Genomic DNA, 19,230 nt, shown 5'->3' with positions numbered 1-19,230 from the left:
TTTTACACTAGAATGCTGCTCGTGAAATCAGTATTTAAGTATCCATTATGAGTTATCAGGCTTATAAATGAATCAGTGTTCATTTTCTTGAGTAATCTTGTTTTATAGGTACTTATTGTTTTTTCGCTTAAAAATAATTTGTGAGATATTTGCTTATTTGTCATTCCTTTGCATAAATAGCAAAAAACAAGTGACTCTCTTTTAGATAAACTAACATGTTCGGTTCCGGACTCTAATTTGAATAAAGTAAAACCTGAAAGTAAAAAGTTAATCGCGTTAACTATCTCTATTTTATTGGTTTGTTTAGAGATTAAACCATGACTTCCAAGTTGCTGTAATAGGGTAGTTGCCTTAGGTAATTTTAGGTCTGAATAACACAAAATCTTTGTGTTTGATGTGAACTTACTAAAGTTTGCAATTAAATTAAAACCTTCATTTTTATCAATCTCTGGCTCAATCATCATTAGATCAATCTTGTTATTTTTGGTGGCTTGTCTTGCTTCATGGACTGTAGTTGCTGTTAATACCTTAGCATTGCTGTAATGACTATGAAAAATGCCCAATAAGCTATCAGCTAATATTGGGTTTGGTTCGATAATCAAAAATGTTAAACAGTTATGCGTTGGCATTTTAGTAACCTCTAGAGCAATAAGAGCTATAGATAATACGTAATACTAAATGCATATTGGGAAAACCAGCTTTTCCAATTTAACTGATGAATACTGATGCTAGAGACTTTCGATTACAGGGCGTTAAGAATTAATGCTCACAAAATTCCTTACCCGTAGATACACCATTTTTGATACTTTCAATAAAATAACCTGTTAGTACGTCATCTACGCAAGTGTTACTTTCATTTAACTTTGATAGGCAAAGTTTAGTGATTTTTTCAAATTCATTTATTTTATTAATAATTTTAAGTAGTACTGAAAGATGCAGAAGTGACTCTTTTGATAACTGGTTATAATTCTTAAATAAATACATGATTTTATAAATCGCTGATTTAATATTATTGCTGTGCAATTCGCTATGTGCTTGAAGTAATATATACAAATGCTTTTCATTTGAATTTTTATTCGAAATATCTAATGTGAAAAGTTTGTTTATGTCAACAGATTTACTTGTTTTGCTTTTAATGAATAATAAGGAGGTGATAAGGTAGTAATCACTCATAAAATTATTTAAGTGTGTATCCTTAACTAACTTTTTATAATGTAAATATAGTTCTCTTGCTTCTGAGTATCGGCCAGTAATCATATATAAATGTGCTAAAGTTTGACACCTTGAATAATTGTTGGCTGTGGTTTCGTTTAATTTTTCCAGTAACGCAATAGCTTGTGTAATCTTTTTTGATAAAATCAAGACATTCACTTTTACATCAAAAAACTTTAATGGCACATTCTTATCTTTCTCTGAGATTAGCTCATCAATTTTTATATCAGCATTATCAATATCTGATAATGACAATAAACTTTGAATAACGCCAACTTTAGCCCAATCTTCATCGTAGGCCTTTACGGATTTTGAGTATAACTCTAACGCTTGATTATGCTTGTTAGCGTCGTTCAAAATTTGGCATTTTAATTTGTCATAATAATTTTTGTTTTTATTAGTTGCACGTATTTTATCGAGTATTTTAATGGAGTTTCTATGATTTCCTCTATTTTTCTCTAAATAAACACCTTTAACTGATTGCTTAACTTTTAACTGTTTCATTACTCTATTTTTAAAAAATAAACCTGTATAAGGTTTTAATAAATAGTCATCAATATTCATATCCAAAATGCTATAAATAACATGTTGGCTTTTTTCTCCTGTTAACATTATTAATGTACAATAATCAGGGATTATGCACTTATATCGTAATTCGTCGATAAGTTGGATCCCACTTATACCTCTTCCAAGGTTGATGTCACATATAACGAGATCCATTTCAACTTCTGTACAGATTTGTACTGCATTCGAGGCTGTTTTACTAGTATAAATACAATTGGTATCAATTCCCATACTCTTCAGTAATAACTTAATACTGGCCAATATGAAGCTTGAGTCGTCAATGATAATAGTGTTAATTTTCATCGGCTACGTCAATTGAGTTTTTATTTTGGTACATTAATTTATCAGCACGACTTATAGCTACATCAAAGCTTTCTTCTGCGCTATATTCTGTGCAGCCAAACGAAATATCTACATTAATATTCGTTGAAGGAATGACTCTAGTTTGTAAATTAACGATTATTCTGTTGATTAGCGAAGTTGCATCGGCTTCTTTACATCTTGCTATTATCAGAAATTCATCGCCACCTAAGCGTATTGAGTCATCACTTTCTCGAATACTTTCATGAATCGCCTGATCAATATATTGAATTGCTAGATCCCCTATAGAATGGCCATATGTATCATTTATAGTTTTTATGCGATTACCATCTATTAAAATGATAGAAATTACGCCACCATTTAATCTATGGTTCTGATTTCTCTGCAAAAAATAGTCACTTTCGAGCAGTTTTCTGTTATAGGAGCTAGTTAAAGAATCTTTGTAGTTCTCCATAGATAACAAGCCATTTTTCGCTTTAAGCTCTTGACTGTTCCTTAACATTAGTCTTAAAACAAAGGTCATTATAAATACTAATATTACAGTTGGCGCATTTTCACGAATTGGGTACGTAAGCGGAGAGTAAAGTACCAGGTTCAGGCCTTCTGAAGACATTTGGGATGTCACTTTTGACAGTTTGTCGTCAAATAATGCTTTTTTAGATTTTAATCGAACTGTTTGGGTTACATTCTTACCCTTGATAACTTGACTAATATCTATTGTGTAAGCATTGGCAAAGGTGTCAGGTAGAGTGTGTATAGAGGTTATCTTCCCATAAAGTTTATTATCAACAAAAATAGGCTTGTAATAGCTATAAGCTGTTTTATCAATTTCTTCTAAAAAAATTTTATTATTTAGGTCTTTAATATTAAAGTTATTTTCAAGGCATTTTTCATCATTCCAACAGTGAGAGTTATCATTTATTTTTGAAATCACTCTAGGCCTTGTTAAAGAGTACCTTGTAAATTCATTCTTTGATGTTCTGTTGAAAATATCTAAATATATTTTGTTGTTTTCAATTTCATTAATGCTAAATTTATTTGAGATGTCTTTTAGTGTGTCAATAGTTAGTTCATTGTTTTTTGAACCGTTTTTTATGGCATATTCAATTATCTCTGACTCTAGAATGAAATTACCAAGAACTAAGTTTGCGTTGTTAAGTAAAGTTGTTCTAAGTTGTATGTGTCTTTCATTTTCATTAAAGATGCCAAGAATAAAAATAATTGTTGCAAAAACAAAAGTCACAATTAATGAGAAATAAAGGTTTTTCCATATATACTTTTTTAGTATTGATTTATCAAACGGTTTTATTGATTGCATTTTAATTTTACACCTATAAATTAACGTTAAACTTTGTTAACTCTATTGGATTATTTACTGAATACTTTTTGAGAACTCTAGCTTTATAAGTCGAAATTGTTTTTTGACTTAAATTAAGGTTAACCGCTATTTCACTATTTTTAGAACCACTAAGTAGCATCGTGAGAACTTGTGATTCTCTATTACTCAATACAACATTTTTTTCTGATTTTTTAAAAATTTTATATCCAGCACTAATGATATTAATTGAATCAATTAATGACTCTGTTGCTTGGGTTTTAGCTATAAAACCGTCCATTCCAGCTCCCTGAGATGCTTCTGACAGAACAGGGCTGTCTTCAGAGGAAATACAAAGCGACTTTCCTGTAAAGCCTAGTTTTTTTAACTCTTCAAAAAAGATAAATCCATTTGTCTCACTGGAACCTAAATTGACATCTAAAATCAAGAAGTTAGGGTTTATTTCTTTATAAGTTTTAAGTGCATCACTTATATTTGTGGTTGAAACTGCTAATTCTACTTTGGGGTCTGTTTTTAATATGCTTTCAATCGCTTTACAGATTAGAGGGTGGTCATCTAAAGCAAGTATTGTTAATTTGTGCATAAGCTTTCCTTTACTGCATGATATAAAAGTTTTCTAGTTCAGCAGGCAGCATAGGTTTACCAGTAAAGAAACCCTGATATTTGTCAATCCCAAGAGAAACTAAATGATCTAATGTTTCTTTATCTTCAATGCCTTCAGCGACGACGCTTAAACCTAGTTGATGGGCTAATGCAATTGACAATTTTGTTACAGTATCGGTTGTATTATTATTTGCACAATCAAAAATAAAACTTCTATCAATTTTTAATTCACTAAATGGATAGTTAACAAGTTTTTTTAGAGATGAATACCCTGTGCCAAAATCATCTATTGAAAGCTTAACTTTATTATATTTTAGTTCGCATAAGTTCAATAGCATTTGCAATGTTTCGCTATATACATCTGACTCAGTTAGCTCTAGAGTTAACAAACTTATGTCAAAATTAGTTCTATCTATAATTGAGTTAATTACTTTTAAAAGTGCAGGGTGCTCTATACACTTTTGACTTATGTTGACTGAAACCTGGCAAGTAATATTATATTTTTTGCAATCATTTATGGCATTACTTAATACTGTTTCAAATAGCTTCATATCTAATTCAATATTATTTTCGCAAAAACTTAAGAAGTTTATTGGAGACAATATGCCATATTTTTCATGTTGCCATCTGACTAATGCCTCAACACCCTGTAAATCATCAGAATTTTTACCAACTTGAGGTTGGTAATAGTTAATTATGTCCCCATTAGCTAATGCACTTTCAAAACTATCAATGTCGATATTCATTTTATGTCTTTTTGCTTGAATACCCTTAATCATGACATTCGTTAGAATTCTTTCAAAATCAGATTTGTAAAAAGGTTTTTTTATTATATCAAAGTAACTGAAGCTCTGATGGTAGCTCATAGACTCTATAAGCTGTAAAATATCATCTTCCATTGCGGTAACGACGATGACTGCAATATCGCAGTGAAATTGATTCAAATATGATATTAATTGAATGCCACTTGTATTTGGCATATTTATATCTGTGATAACAATATCAAATTTTTCATTTTTTAGTTTGTTGATAGCTTCTGCACCATCATTTGCTTCTGTTATATTCTTGTAACCTAAGCCTCTTAATATCATTGATATTGCAATTCTTTGGAATTCATCATCTTCAATATTGAGTATTTTGATACTGTTCAAGTTATACATAGTTACAAACCTTTCGTGTTATGACTAATGACATCATCGATGACCATAATTAAATCGTTTATTTTTTTTAAAGTCTTTCTAGTGGTTTGTTTTTCTGTAAAAAAACATTCAATATTTTTACATTCCAACTCAATAGCCAATGTACATGCAACGCTAGCAGCTCCTTTTATCCTATGAACATGATTTAATAGTTCCACTAGATTATCTTTACTATTTTTAAGTTTTTTTTTGTCATCCATTAAGCTGCTTATATAGAAAGATTTTAAATAGTTAGCATCATTCCTGTTGAAATTACAAAGTTTTATTTCTAGATGTTCATTTTTATTGTAAGGTTTGTTATCTGCTTCTAAATAAATATTTGTATTAAACTGTTTTGATTTATCTATATTGGTATATGTTGGCAATTTAAACTCCTCAATATTCAGTTTTAAAACCGATATCAACCTAAAAATAATTAACACGCATTTTACTTATATAACTATTACTGTCAATGTTAAAATAACTTGACCTATGGCGCTAAGTAATTGATATTTAAGGTTTAGTCGCTGTGTAGGAATAACCTTACACAAAGTTAGGTTAATTCTTAGTATGTAGGTTATTTTTTCTTAATAATTATTCAGAATATTCTTTATAGATTGTTATTCGATTTTAATGCAGTATTATTTTAAATAGATTAAAATTCATCAATAATGTGACTTTATGCTTAAACGTATTCCTTTTCTTTTTCTCTTTTTTGGTTTGTTTTTCACTGTGTATGTGACTGTCAGTGAGTTTAATTTCTTTTTTAAAGATTTAAATAGTCGACATCAATTAAAGTCTAATAAAATTTTTGAATCAATTGATGATATGTTTTTGCAGCATGCTCTAGTTATACATTCATTGCAATCATTTTTAAATTCTTCCGAAAATGTCACTAAATCTGACTTTCACTCATTTTCTAAAAAATTACTTAAAAGAAAAGCTGCATTTGCATTTACATTAACGCCAAATAATAAAGTTTTTCATATCTCAGATAAGAAATTATTATCTAAGTTGAATAATTTAACTAAGCAGGTTAATGCTGATGGTATAACAAGTATTTATTTTGAGGGTTATACGGTTTTTACTTTTAATACTCAAGATAAGCAGGCTCCAATACTTGCCTATGCAGTCTCTCACGAAAGAATACTTGAAAGGTTTGAAACTAATGTAGATCTATGTATTGAAATGAATATAAATGAAGTAGTGTTAAAAAGTCAGAGATGTTTATCTAATAAACCTAGTGCTATTCTGGAGTCCTTTAAGGTTTCAGATATTAACTTTAACTCTTCAAGTGATTTTTTATCTAAGCTCAATCCAACAGGTGAAGGATATTCATATAATATTAAGACGAATTTTTATTTTAAATTTGATCTGTTTTTTGAGTTTTTTACTATTTTACTGTTAATTTTTCTTCTGGGTGTTGCTATGTCAACTTTGTTGTTCATATTTGTCAGGAATAGAACGTTAATTGATAGCATTAATGCCAGTAATCGCTCGAAAATTGCCTTGTTATCAACAATTAACCATGAAGTTCGCACCCCCATAAATGCAATATTAGCATATGCAAATTTACTGCAGGAACAATCAAACAAGAGTATAGAACAAAGTAAAATTATAAATAAATTGTCGTGGGCCGCTAACCTACTAAAATCTGTTGCTGATAATACATTAGCTTATAGTAAGGCTGAAACTGGAACATTGTCACTCAACAATGAATTAATTAACATAAAAGAGTTTATATCTAAAATTCAGGATTATTATGTCCCTATAAGTTTAACGACGAATAAGAAGCTTATTTTAAAGGTTAGTGATGAACTACCAGATTGTATTAATATCGATATCACTAAGTTCTTCCAGTTATTGACTAATTTAGTTAATAATTCTTTTAAATATAGTACTGGAGAGACTATCGAGTTGCACATTGATCTGTACTCTAAAGTTAACAATAATTCATTCTTGCGGATATTAGTGAAAGATTATGGCAAAGGTATGCCTGAAGAGTACCGAACTATACTAAGTAACCCTTTCATTTCGAATACGACTCCAACAACATCGGGCAATGTTGGTATTGGTTTGGGCTTATTTACTTGTAAACGTATTGTGGACTTTATCGGAGGAAAGTTCCGTTTGTCTAGCCACTTAGATGAAGGGACACAGATTCTCGTTCGCTTTCCGTGCTTTTTATCGAATCATGAAGTTATTGATGTTGCTGAATACCAAGGATATAAAGTGCTGATGGTTGATGATAATCCCTTCAATTTGGAAGCTGGCAGGGTTTTTCTAAAAAGTCACCAGTTTGAAGTGACTACAGCCAGTAATGAATTTGAAACTTTAAATGCACTTTCTAAATCATGGGCTCAAATCATCATTGTAGATTACCGGTTAATCGAGACAGATGGATTGAGTTTGATAAGTAAAATCCGTTCGCTTTTTCCTAATATGGAAGCTATTTATTTTATTTTATCAGCTAATGACAAAGATGAAATTGAAGGGTTTGATTCTATTACCGATGTTGGTTTCCTTCAAAAACCATTAAATATAGATATATTTTATAGTCACTTAATGAGAGCTAGACTCAAAGAGTTTTATTGAGTGAAAATTATGTTGGGTAAGTAATCATCTTAATGCGTTGCTGATTGCTTTGATAACATCCTTGCACATTGGTGATGAGGAAAGGTTTGATTTTACATTCAGGTGAATACTAAGATCTGACACATTATCATAATTGGGCATAGGTAAAGATAAAAATCCCTCTGATTGCTTAGCAAACTCTACCGGCGCAAGCATAAAAAGATCACTGTTAAGAACAATACTTAAAGCTGTTTGGTAGCTTTCTATTTCAATTTGTTTTTTTAGGTTAAGACCATAAAGATTGAGTTTATCGTTGATGATATGCTTATGATCATTCCAACCGGGCAACATCATACGAACCATTCCTCTTTCCTTTAATTCTTCGATATTGTTAGCAGGATAGTCTTTACTAGTGATGAAAGATAATTCAAATTCCTTAATCAATATTTGTCTAATGCTTTTATTTCTTTCCGGATTAAAAACATGCAAGCCAAAGTCAACTGTTTCATCTAGGATTGATTGCTCTGTATGCTTATTCCAACTTTTTACGGAAATTTGTGCTTGAGGGAATATGGCGACTAAATTTTTATAAATCTCATAACCGTATGCTTCTAACGTATGGGTATTAATAGCAATTTTTAATCTGCCATTATAGTCGCTGGCCTTATATTCTTTTGGTAATAATGCCTCCTCAAATTGGTTAAAAATAATTTGTAATTTAGGAAGGAAGGTTTTTGCAAAAGGGCTAAGCTCATTTTTTCCGTTTACTCTTTGAATAAGTGGATCGTTAAACCTGTCTCTTAATTTCGCTATATCTTTACTTAATGCCCCTTCAGAGCGATTTAATCTTTGGGATGCTGTTTTCAGATTTGGACTCTTTGCTATTACAATAAAGTTATATAGTAAGTTATAGTCGACATTCATTATCACTTTCTCCCAATTATTCAGTTACTTGTAGACAATAGCATAGTTTTGGTAACAGGTTTATTCTCATTATCAATTATTCATCATGGTTTTGTGTCATTTCATAAAGTCTGACTTTAAGTCAGATATGTGATTTAAAAGGTTAAATTCATTAAAAGTAATTTATCCCTTTTTAGTTACTATGATATAATCGATCCCCTTTTTTTGAGCCTAGTTATCGTGTTTATTGACTATTACAGCACGATAAGTTGGTTAGAAATTCAATTGATACATTCATTCCGCTGCACGTATGCAAATTCATGAGAACCTATTATGAAGTTTCCTGGTCAACGCAAATCTAAGCACTATTTTCCGGTAAATAACAGAGACCCGTTACTGGCTCAGTTAACCCAGCAAGAACAATCAGTATCGACTTATATTTGTGGTATCGATCAAACCTTGGTTGATATTGAAGCTAAGGTAGAAGACGAGCTACTAAGTCGTTACGATCTGCCAAAGGGTAATTCAACCTTAATCGATGACCAACAAGCTCATGAGCTATACCACGAGCTTAAAAGCAATGAAATGATCAGTGATGAATTTGCCGGTGGCACGATTGGCAATACGGTGCACAATTATTCTATTTTGGCCGATGACCGTTCAGTGTTATTCGGTGTGATGAGCCAAAATATCATGGTAGGTAGCTATGCTTACCGCTACCTTTGTCATACTTCTTCTAAAGTCGATTTAAACTATTTACAACCTGTTGATGGCCCAATTGGTCGCTGTTTCACGCTTATTTCTGAAGACGGCGAACGTACCTTTGCTATTAGTAAAGGCTCAATGGACAAACTTAACCCTGAGTATATCGACGAAGAAGTGATTCAGAATAGTTCTGCTTTGGTGATTACTGCTTATTTAATGCGCGCCAGTGAAGGCGACGGCATGACTTCAGCTGCAATGCAGGCCATTGAATATGCTAAAGCTGCAGATGTACCAGTGGTATTAACCTTAGGTACTCGCTTTTTAATTCAAGAAGATCCAAAGTGGTGGCAAGACTTTATTCGTGAAAATGTGACTATTTTGGCGATGAATGAAGATGAAGGTGAAGCGTTAACTGGTTTTAGCGATCCGTTATTAGCAAGTGATGCAGCGCTAGAGTGGGCAGATATGGTGCTATGCACAGCTGGCCCGCTAGGCTTATATACTGCAGGTTACACAGAAGACACTGAAAAACGTGCAACTAGCCATCTTTTATTACCAGGGGCGATTCCAGAATTTAACCGTTATGAGTTCTCACGTCCTAAATTAAAAACAGATTGTGAAACCCCAATTAAAGTGTTTGCGCATATTTCTCCTTATATGGGCGGCCCTGAACTTATCCGTAATACTAACGGCGCAGGTGATGGAGCATTAGCTGCGTTATTGCACGATTTATCTGCTAATACATTCCATAAAACCAATGTACCTGGGTCAAGTAAGCATCAACGTGACGGCTTGTGTTACTCATCATTTTCGCAAGTGTGTAAATACGCGAACCGAGTTGCTTATGAGGTTTTAGCGCAACATAGCCCGAGACTTTCACGTGGGTTACCAGAGCGCGAAGATAGTTTAGAAGAGTCTTACTGGGAAAGATAAGTGAAGATTTGATGAAAAGGCGACCATAGCAATATGGTCGCCTTTTTTGTTTTTAATCTACAAGGTAAATTCAGACAACTTGTGCTTGTACCTGCGGTAAATTTCAGTAGGATGTTGGGTACATTGGTTAACTACCTCATTGTAAGTAAATCGAGCTGAATAGCGCTTACTACAGATTTAACAGTTAAATTGGAGAGCATTGTGAAGGGACAAATCTTAAGAGAAATGAAAGTACTTAAGGCGATTGAACCAGCTTATGAAATTGAACGTCGTGTAGCGTTCCTTAAAACTAAATTGGTTGAAGCCCATGCTCGCTGTTTAGTATTGGGTATAAGTGGTGGCGTTGACTCATCAGTTACAGGTAGACTTTGCCAGTTAGCTGTCGACAGTTTGAATCAAGCCAATCCTGAAAATGCTTATCAATTTATTGCGGTGCGTTTGCCTTACCAAGTACAAAAAGATGAAGATGAAGCTCAATTAGCTTGTCAGTTTATCCAACCTTCTAAACAAGTTACCGTAAATATTGCAGATGGTGTTGTTGGCGTACATAACGCGACAGTATCTGGTTTAGAGGATGCTGGTATCACTGTTGCTGAGAATGACAACCTTGATTTTGTGAGGGGCAATGTTAAAGCGCGGATGCGAATGATTGCCCAGTATCATATTGCTGGGCTTACTGGCGGTTTAGTAGTCGGCACCGATCATAGTGCTGAAAATATTACTGGTTTTTATACTAAGTTTGGTGATGGCGCTTGCGATTTAGCGCCTTTATTTGGCTTGAATAAACGTCAAGTACGTCAATTGGCGAGCTTTTTAGGTGCGCCAGAAGTGCTAGTGAAAAAAGCGCCTACAGCTGATTTAGAAGATGATAAGCCGCAACTTGAAGATGAAGTGGCACTTGGATTGACTTACGATCAAATAGATGACTTTTTAGAAGGTAAGTCTGTTGATTCAAGTGTAGAAGATAAGCTCATTGCTATTTATAAACGCACTCAACATAAACGTCAGCCAATTCCGACCATTTACGACTAGGCTTGATTGTTTATATAAGCAACATCCGTTGATAAAAGTTGATTAGTTTATTAACGCTTAGTCGTTTATACAGCCAGACTGTTTGATGTAATCACGAAGCTCGGAAATGAGCTGGTTTGGAAATTGACGATAGTCTAAATATGGCGCAATAAGTATTTGCTTATGCGCCATTATTTTTTGTTTGTCGCCAAGGACTGTTACAGTTTTACTATCTGTTAAGTGAGTAAAATGTCCTATGCTAGTCAAATCATCAGTCAAATCATCAGTTAAGTCATCAAATGCTTGCTGACCACAAATAATGTGAAACTTGGCGTTTACGCATAACCTATTAGCCTTGATAAAAAGTGCTGTTTTCAAGCCAGTATCATTGATCTTTAACACTTGATTTCTGTGGCTACGCCAGCTGTCTTGATTGTTATATAACACGGTAATTTTTGCCATGATGGTAAAAATTTTACGCCAGTGATTGCCGTTCAACTCGATTAGCTTTTCGATATCTATATTGAGAGTGCTATCAATTTCGCTATTAGTTTCAGTATCAATCTCGATATTAGGGCTCGGCATGAGTGGAAAGTTTGGCAGGTAAAAGGCAATGTCTGGATTATCGACACCCATTTTAAAGCCAGAGTTTTTATCGTTATACAGGTCTGATGTCATATTAATGTCTGTGAATTCAATCATTTTTATTAGATTATCACTATTGTAAGGTAGACTCTAATAGAGAACACATCATGGTTAATTAGCGCAGAAATCAACTCGGTTCATAAAGCTTGCCTACTGACTTCAAGGATAGATAAATGAAAGCGATTGTTATTGGCTCAACTAAGCAACTGCTATTTTTTGCAATTTACGGCTTCTTTGGCAGTATCATTGTTTTTCTAGCTGCTGCAGTGTGGTTGCTTAATGCTCGCTCAGAACTTGATCTTTGGCATACTACCGAGCTGAAACATGAATATCATCAACAATCTGGCTTAAAAAACTTTGATGAGTACATGGCACTTGAGAAGGATTTATTTAGCGAACTCGATAATAAGATTTATCAAACCTATCAGCCAAGTAAACCTTCACCAATCAATCGCTATGAAACGGGCAGCTTGTCAGACCCTAGAGTGTGGCAGACCAACTGGAACCGTTCATTTGAGTGGTCTAATCCTTCGGCTGAATACGGTGTGTTGTTTATTCACGGTATGTCTGATTCGCCCTATGCGATATCCCATTTAGCTAAACACTTTCGGGATTCTGCTTATGTGTTAGGCCTAAGACTTCCAGGACACGGCACCATTCCTGCTGGATTAACCGGGATAGCTTGGCCAGATCTTGCTAGCGCGGTAAAACTTGCTACTGAGCACATGAAAAGTAAGCTTAATGGTAAGCCTTTATATGTTGTTGGTTTTTCAACGGGGGCAGCGTTGGCATTAAATCTCGAGTTGGAAAATAGTGCTAAGACTGTTTCGGGTACTCTTTCTATTGATTCTGTAACGTCTAATGATTCAGTAAGCGCTAGTAAGCCAGAAACTATTCAACCTGTGTATTCGGGGATGGTATTTATATCACCAGCTATTGGTCTTCAGCCCATTGCTGCCGGCGCTAAGTGGCAAGCGATGTTAGGCAATGTATTAGGTTATGAAAAGCTATTTTGGAACAGCATTTCTGTTGAATATGACCCGTTTAAATACGCCTCATTTGCGGTGAATGCCGGTGATGTGGTTTATCAACTATCACAGCGGAATTATCAAATCACATCGACAATGAACAATCGGCAATTACAGGCATTGCCGCCTATACTCACCTTTCAATCATTGGCTGACGATACTGTGTCTTCTACTGCTGTAGTGGATCATTTATACCAATTTTTACCTTCTGATAAACATGAACTTGTTATTTTTGATATTAATCGTAACCCAAATAACCGCCAACTTATCGTTAATGATCCTATGGAAGAGATGTCATCTATATGGCTAATTAATGCCATGAACTATAAGCTAACCATGATTGAAAATGACATTAAACGTGAGCACTATGTTCAACAAACTAGAGTTCAAAAAACTAGTATTCAACAAAGCAGTGTTCAAATGACAAGTGCTCAACAAACTACCTCCCAGCAAGCAATTGTCCAACAACATGAAATGGGGGGGGGCGATAGTCAAACTTCTAAGCCATTAGCGCTTGAATGGCCTCGCGGGGTTTACTCACTTTCCCATGTAGCATTGCCTTTTCCTGAATCAGATCCTTTATATGGCCCTAATTATCTAAAGGAAACAAACCATATTCAAATTGGCCAAGCGAAATTTACTGGCGAGCGAGGATTATTTGGGATCCCCGCTGCTGAAATGTTAAGGCAAAAATGGAATCCCTTTTATCCATTTATGATTGAACAAATGGAGGCATTTATTGAGCCTTAATTTCCTCTGAATCTTCATTAACCACATTAATAATGACTTTGTTTCTACCTTGCTCTTTAGCAGTATATAGGTTGTCATCTGCGATTTTAATCCACAAATCTATCTCAGGTGAGAAACTCGCATTTGCTGTGATCGCACCAATACTGGTGGTAACCGAGAACACTTGGTTATCTGTAGGTGAGGTGATAACAACTTCGGAAAGTTTTTGTTTGAAGTTATTTAAGTGTTGCTCAATTTTAAGCGCATTGGATAGCGGTAAAATCAATAAAAACTCTTCACCGCCATATCGGGCAACGATATCAGTATCACGTTTAAATTCATTTTTAAGCAGTTTAGAAACCACTCGTAAACATTCATCACCTGCTAGATGTCCGTAGGTATCATTTACTTTTTTGAAAAAGTCTAAATCGAGAATAACGATTGTAATTGCATGTTCGCCACGTAAACAAAAATCCAATAACCCATCAAATTTATCTTCGGCATAACGGCGGTTTTTTAAACCAGTAAGTGGGTCTTCGTCCACCAGTGCCAATAGTTTTTTATTGGCTTGCTCTAACTCATCGGTGCGAATCGCTACAGTTTCTTCCAATTCGAGTTGGTGCTTCAACAAAGCCCGTTTACTGGAAGTTAAGCGTTCATACAAATTAAATACTTCTTTAGAGGAGTTTTCATCGATAACTTGTCTTTTTAGTGCTTCATTACTCATTTGTCCAAATTGATTCGCGACAATTTCTAATGGGGCAGTGAGTAACTGGCATACTTTTCTCGAAATTAATGAAGTGAGGATAATTGAGATAATCAGCAGTATAAATGTACCCAACATCTGGGTTTCGGCTGTTTTTAATAATGGCGAAAGTGGCTGAAGTACATAAAGTTGCCAACCATTACTCAATTGCTTTTTGGTATAAACATGATCAGGTGAAGTGGCTTCTAAATTATTAATTTTAATCACATCTAACGCAATGTGGTACTGGCCTTTATCATTTGAGTACTTAAACTCTTCGTGTTTAGTTAATCCAAGTTCTGATGTGGCATAAATAATTTGATTATTATTATCGACTAAAACAAGTAGTTCTTTATCACCAAAGTTATTTTGGTTATCAATACTGGAAAAGAAGCTTAAATCAAGTGAGCCTTCGATAATACCTGTTACTTTGGTTTCGTTGTTGCCATTGTAAAACGGTGCGCTTATGGCAATGATTGAATCGTTACCAAATCCTCGCCCTTGAAATACTGGTGAAACGTATACCTGACGGTTGTGAAATGATTCAATGAAATAATCTCTATCTTTAATCGACATATCCTTGATGATGTTATTTTCATCTAACATCATCACACCTGGGCTGCCTGCAACCACTTGGGCTTTATCATTAGCAATAAGCATGGTGATAAAACTTGGATAGTTACTGTGTAATTTACTCAGCATAGGTTGCCATTCATCACTGCTCGTATTGGCTAAGCTGAGAAAGTTTGCTGCGTATTCGACAACTTTTATATGGTTATCAATATATTGCTCAGTAGCGTAGCTTAAGTGAACCGTAGTATCGGTTAAATTTCGATGTAATAGGGTTTGCTGTTTATCTAAGAATAAATAATTGAATGTCAGCGCCGAAATTAACAGACATAAGGTCAGCATAAGCGTCATGAAATAGGTGACTTGATCATTAAAAGAGCGGCGAGCTTTAGCAATACTTTGGCCATTGAATGACCAAAGTTTGGGTATTAATATAATGAGTAATGAAGCTAAGCTTGCGTAGATTAATCCGTTAATCCCTTGTTTTATAATAGCAAAGGGCATATGGCTGTCAGGTAAATCACTAAAGGTTTTCATATAAAGGTAGGTCAGTGGCATACCGATAGTTAGCCAGTAGAGCGCGCTACCATATAATGGATATAAGCCTTTCCTGCGAGAATAACCAATAAACAAAGCTTCGACACCGAATATTAAGTAGACGTGAGGGCTGTCCCAAGTCAGCATTAAACCTGAAGCGCTCAAAATAGCAGTGATTAAGGCATACCAAGGTCCCAAAATAACTGCAGAAATAATGGTAAAAGTATTACCTATCACCAATTGAACATTGGCAAAAATGGGGATGGGGTAACAGTTGATGGCGAAACCGAGTACACCAAGAACAAGTGCAAAAATAAGGTGTTGTGGATTAATGGATTGCTTATTCAATGAATCATCCTTGTCATTATTATAAAAAAATACTACCTGCCTTATTCAGCTAGTACAAGCCTTTGACGTGATTAGGATCATTTTGTTTTATGTCATCAGAAAGACTTATAAACTCATGAGGCGCTCTTTACTGTCCACGCCAAAGTCATTCGCCACTTTTTTTTAGTTGATAACCTGATAGTAAGTTAGCCAATTGCTTGGTTTGTGGCTGATTCAGCAAGGTGATTAATGTCTGCAGCTGACGTCTAAAAAAGATACTTTGGGACATAACAAACTCAAATGACTCGGTAAGCTTGGGAATAAAGTGCAGGCCACTTTCTACAGCAACCGCCTGACAACCAAAGCCAATGTCGGCGTTACCTCGAGCTATATAAACTACAAGTACACGCTCAAGTTGAGCAGTAGCGATATAAAATGACATTGATATTGACGTTTTGTTCGGTAAGCATTGCTCTAAATGATGTTGGCTTCCCGCTCCCTTTTTGTCGTGAAACCAATCTAAGCGGCTACTGGGGAACTGCTGTACTATTGTCAAAAAGTGAAAGCATTTCTCGACGCGCCATCCCTCTTTTTACTTTCGCTATGAATACTTCAGACGTCAACATAATCCCTAGACAGTGACCCTTAATAAATATTCAGTAAAAGCCATTCTGGTATGTTAATTTTTTCGATTATTCAATCTGTCAGTAATCAGAGCATTCTTCGGTGGCTCTTATTTCCAACGAACTTAATTTACTCCTTTCTAAAGAGGATATGATTAGTATTCTCTCATTAAGTTTCCCTGCCTCAATATCTTAAAAATGGTACACCCACAACAAAACGATTGTGTGTTTCCTCGTTATTTTATTAATTTCCATCTATTAGTTATCTATTTCTTCATCTTTCTCATCATTTTAATACTTTTTTAATTCGACCTTGGTCTAAACAGGTAGCATTGCCAATATAAGTGTTAAATCAAATTAGGTTGGTTAAGTTGATGAATTTAATGTTTTTATTGTATTGGCACTTTGCCGTGCATCCTTAGCTATAGACTAAGGTCGTGATTGTCGTCACATTTTGAGTTGCTAGATTAACAATCGACTTTAAAAATAATTAGCACAGGGGAGTCACAATGGCTTTTGAAAATGAAGACAAGGCAAATGGATATTGGAGCGAAAATTTACGATTAGTTTTAAAACTACTCGCAATTTGGGCGTTTGTATCTTTTGGGTGCGGCATTTTATTAGTGGACGTACTAAACGAAATTACTTTTATGGGGTTTAAATTAGGTTTTTGGTTTGCACAACAAGGTGCCATGTATGTGTTTGTTGCACTAATTTTTGTGTATGTAGCGAAAGCGAATGCTTTAGACAAAAAATATGATGTACACGAAGACTAAGGAATAAATCATGGATGTTCAAACGTTAACTTATCTCATTGTTGGGGTCACTTTTGCCCTATATATCGGTATTGCCATTTGGTCTCGTGCTGGTTCTACTAAAGAATTCTATGTAGCTGGTGGTGGGGTTCCACCAGTCATGAATGGTATGGCAACTGCAGCAGATTGGATGTCAGCGGCATCATTTATCTCACTTGCAGGTATTGTCTCATTTACAGGTTATGACGGCTCAGTTTATTTAATGGGTTGGACGGGTGGCTATGTTCTGCTAGCGCTATGTATGGCTCCCTATTTACGTAAGTTTGGTAAGTTTACTGTGCCAGACTTTATCGGTGACCGTTACTACTCACAAGCTGCACGTACCGTTGCAGTCGTGTGTGCCATCTTTATCTGTTTTACTTATATTGCAGGTCAAATGCGTGGTGTAGGCGTGGTGTTCTCTCGCTTCTTAGAAGTCGACGTGGAAACCGGTGTATATATTGGTATGGCTGTGGTGTTCTTCTACGCTGTATTAGGGGGCATGAAAGGGATTACTTATACTCAGGTTGCTCAGTACTGCGTACTTATCTTTGCCTTCATGGTGCCAGCTATTTTCATCTCAGTGATGATGACAGGTCATATTTTACCTCAAATCGGTTTTGGTGCTGAAATGGTTGATGCTGCAGGTAATGGTACGGGGGTGTACTTACTTGATAAGCTCGATGGATTGTCGGCTGAACTCGGGTTTGCCCAATATACCGAAGGCTCGAAGAGCATGATTGATGTGTTCTTTATCACGGGTGCATTAATGTTCGGTACGGCAGGTTTACCACATGTTATTGTTCGCTTCTTCACTGTGCCTAAAGTTAAAGATGCACGTGTTTCTGCAGGTTGGGCATTAGTATTTATTGCAATCATGTACACAACAGTTCCAGCATTAGCAGCGTTCTCTCGTGTAAATATGATTGAAACAATCAATGGTCCAGATTCAACTGGTGTTTCTTATGAATCAGCGCCTGAGTGGATTAAGAACTGGGAAAAAACAGGTCTTATTACTTGGGATGATAAGAATAATGATGGCAACATCTATTATACCAATGGTGATGCTAATGAAATGAAGATTGACCGCGATATCATGGTACTAGCAACTCCTGAGATTGCTTCACTGCCTGCATGGGTTATTGCACTTGTTGCAGCGGGTGGCTTAGCTGCAGCACTTTCAACATCAGCAGGTTTATTATTGGTTATTTCGACTTCGGTATCGCACGATTTATTGAAGAAGAATTTAATGCCGGATATTTCCGATAAGGAAGAGCTCAAGTATGCACGTATTGCAGCAGGTTTAGGTGTTGTGATGGCCGGTTACTTCGGGATTAACCCTCCAGGGTTTGTGGCCGCGGTGGTAGCAATTGCATTCGGATTAGCTGCATCATCACTGTTCCCTGCAATTATCATGGGTATCTTCTCTAAGACTGTGAATAAAGAAGGTGCGATTGCAGGTATGTTGTCTGGCCTACTATGTACAGCGGCTTATATTGCTTACTTTAAGTTTATTAATCCAAGTGCCAACGTCAGTGATAACTGGTTCTTAGGTATCTCACCTGAAGGCTTTGGTTTGGTGGGAATGTTCATTAACTTTGGTGTTGCATTTGCAGTAACGAAAGTGACTAAGAAAATACCTGATGATGTGGTGGCAATGGTTGAGTCAATTCGTTTCCCTAAAGGTTCAGGTGAAGCGCACGATCACTAGAATCATTGATTAATCGAATAGCATTAACGTATTCGGAAATGCTTTCACTAAAAGAGCGCTTAGGCGCTCTTCAGATTAATGACAAACCCCCACTTTTTTTAAAGTGGGGGTTTTATTTTATTGGTTTATACGCATTTCACGACGTTTATTTAAAAACACATCTTGAGCAATATTGTTGGTT

The 19,230-nt window shown here is 35.2% G+C and carries 16 protein-coding genes; 6 read left to right on the top strand and 10 right to left on the bottom strand.

Features of this window, described 5'->3' with window-relative positions:
* Window positions 1–2 precede the first annotated feature (2 nt).
* The 6 genes from L2735_RS05755 to L2735_RS05730 all read right to left on the bottom strand — a co-directional run bounded on the left by L2735_RS05755 (window position 3) and on the right by L2735_RS05730 (window position 5,600).
* Complete coding sequence (locus L2735_RS05755) at window positions 3–629, bottom strand: response regulator transcription factor (RefSeq protein ID WP_248983802.1); 627 nt, start codon at window positions 627–629, stop codon at window positions 3–5.
* 130 nt (window positions 630–759) lie between these two features.
* Window positions 760–2,079: a response regulator gene (locus L2735_RS05750; RefSeq protein ID WP_283104556.1), complete on the bottom strand. Its 1,320-nt coding sequence runs from the start codon at window positions 2,077–2,079 to the stop codon at window positions 760–762.
* Window positions 2,069–3,415, bottom strand: a complete 1,347-nt coding sequence (locus L2735_RS05745; RefSeq protein WP_248983800.1) for a GGDEF domain-containing protein — start codon at window positions 3,413–3,415, stop codon at window positions 2,069–2,071. The genes L2735_RS05750 and L2735_RS05745 overlap by 11 nt, the downstream gene beginning before the upstream one ends.
* Before the next feature lie 13 nt (window positions 3,416–3,428).
* Window positions 3,429–4,016 carry a response regulator transcription factor gene (locus L2735_RS05740; RefSeq protein WP_248983799.1) on the bottom strand — a complete coding sequence of 196 codons (588 nt, stop codon included), beginning with the start codon at window positions 4,014–4,016 and terminating at the stop codon, window positions 3,429–3,431.
* Window positions 4,017–4,026: 10 nt separating this feature from the next.
* Complete coding sequence (locus L2735_RS05735; RefSeq protein ID WP_248983798.1) at window positions 4,027–5,196, bottom strand: EAL domain-containing response regulator; 1,170 nt, start codon at window positions 5,194–5,196, stop codon at window positions 4,027–4,029.
* Between the two features lie 2 nt (window positions 5,197–5,198).
* Window positions 5,199–5,600 carry a hypothetical protein gene (locus tag L2735_RS05730; RefSeq protein WP_248983797.1) on the bottom strand — a complete coding sequence of 134 codons (402 nt, stop codon included), beginning with the start codon at window positions 5,598–5,600 and terminating at the stop codon, window positions 5,199–5,201.
* Between the two features lie 295 nt (window positions 5,601–5,895).
* Here L2735_RS05730 and L2735_RS05725 point away from each other — a divergent pair, with 295 nt between their 5' ends.
* Complete coding sequence (locus L2735_RS05725) at window positions 5,896–7,809, top strand: ATP-binding response regulator (protein WP_248983796.1); 1,914 nt, start codon at window positions 5,896–5,898, stop codon at window positions 7,807–7,809.
* 24 nt (window positions 7,810–7,833) lie between these two features.
* Here the strand turns inward: L2735_RS05725 and L2735_RS05720 are convergent, their stop codons facing one another.
* Entirely contained in the window at window positions 7,834–8,712 is an 879-nt protein-coding gene (locus tag L2735_RS05720; RefSeq protein WP_248983795.1) for a LysR family transcriptional regulator, read from the bottom strand.
* A 312-nt stretch (window positions 8,713–9,024) separates the two neighbouring features.
* Between L2735_RS05720 and L2735_RS05715 the strand changes: the two genes are divergently transcribed.
* Both L2735_RS05715 and nadE read left to right on the top strand, forming a co-directional pair.
* The gene (locus L2735_RS05715) at window positions 9,025–10,329 is read left to right on the top strand and encodes an inosine/guanosine kinase (protein ID WP_248983794.1); all 1,305 of its coding nucleotides are present in this window, start codon (window positions 9,025–9,027) and stop codon (window positions 10,327–10,329) included.
* 201 nt (window positions 10,330–10,530) lie between these two features.
* Window positions 10,531–11,361 (top strand): NAD(+) synthase, encoded by an 831-nt coding sequence (gene nadE / locus L2735_RS05710; protein ID WP_346348125.1) that lies wholly within the window; start codon window positions 10,531–10,533, stop codon window positions 11,359–11,361.
* 57 nt (window positions 11,362–11,418) lie between these two features.
* Here nadE and L2735_RS05705 read toward each other — a convergent pair whose 3' ends face one another.
* Window positions 11,419–12,018, bottom strand: coding sequence for a DUF6942 family protein (locus L2735_RS05705; protein WP_248983793.1), 600 nt, complete (start codon window positions 12,016–12,018; stop codon window positions 11,419–11,421).
* A 140-nt stretch (window positions 12,019–12,158) separates the two neighbouring features.
* Between L2735_RS05705 and L2735_RS05700 the strand changes: the two genes are divergently transcribed.
* On the top strand, window positions 12,159–13,763 hold the full coding sequence (locus L2735_RS05700; protein WP_248983792.1) for an alpha/beta hydrolase: 1,605 nt from the start codon (window positions 12,159–12,161) through the stop codon (window positions 13,761–13,763).
* Here L2735_RS05700 and L2735_RS05695 read toward each other — a convergent pair.
* A complete protein-coding gene (locus L2735_RS05695; protein ID WP_248983791.1) occupies window positions 13,750–15,942 on the bottom strand; it encodes a diguanylate cyclase in 2,193 nt (730 codons plus the stop codon). The genes L2735_RS05700 and L2735_RS05695 overlap by 14 nt on opposite strands.
* A gap of 145 nt (window positions 15,943–16,087) precedes the next feature.
* Complete coding sequence (locus L2735_RS05690; RefSeq protein ID WP_248983790.1) at window positions 16,088–16,477, bottom strand: substrate-binding domain-containing protein; 390 nt, start codon at window positions 16,475–16,477, stop codon at window positions 16,088–16,090.
* Between the two features lie 576 nt (window positions 16,478–17,053).
* On the opposite strand from L2735_RS05690, the gene L2735_RS05685 reads away from it, so the two are divergent.
* The gene (locus L2735_RS05685; protein WP_248983789.1) at window positions 17,054–17,320 is read left to right on the top strand and encodes a DUF4212 domain-containing protein; all 267 of its coding nucleotides are present in this window, start codon (window positions 17,054–17,056) and stop codon (window positions 17,318–17,320) included.
* Between the two features lie 10 nt (window positions 17,321–17,330).
* Complete coding sequence (locus tag L2735_RS05680) at window positions 17,331–19,049, top strand: sodium:solute symporter family protein (protein ID WP_248983788.1); 1,719 nt, start codon at window positions 17,331–17,333, stop codon at window positions 19,047–19,049.
* Window positions 19,050–19,230: the final 181 nt, after the last annotated feature.

This window comes from Shewanella olleyana (assembly GCF_023283825.1).
GTDB lineage: Bacteria > Pseudomonadota > Gammaproteobacteria > Enterobacterales > Shewanellaceae > Shewanella > Shewanella olleyana.
The sequence above is the reverse complement of the archived record's forward strand: the minus strand, read 5'-3'. Positions and strand labels throughout refer to the sequence as shown.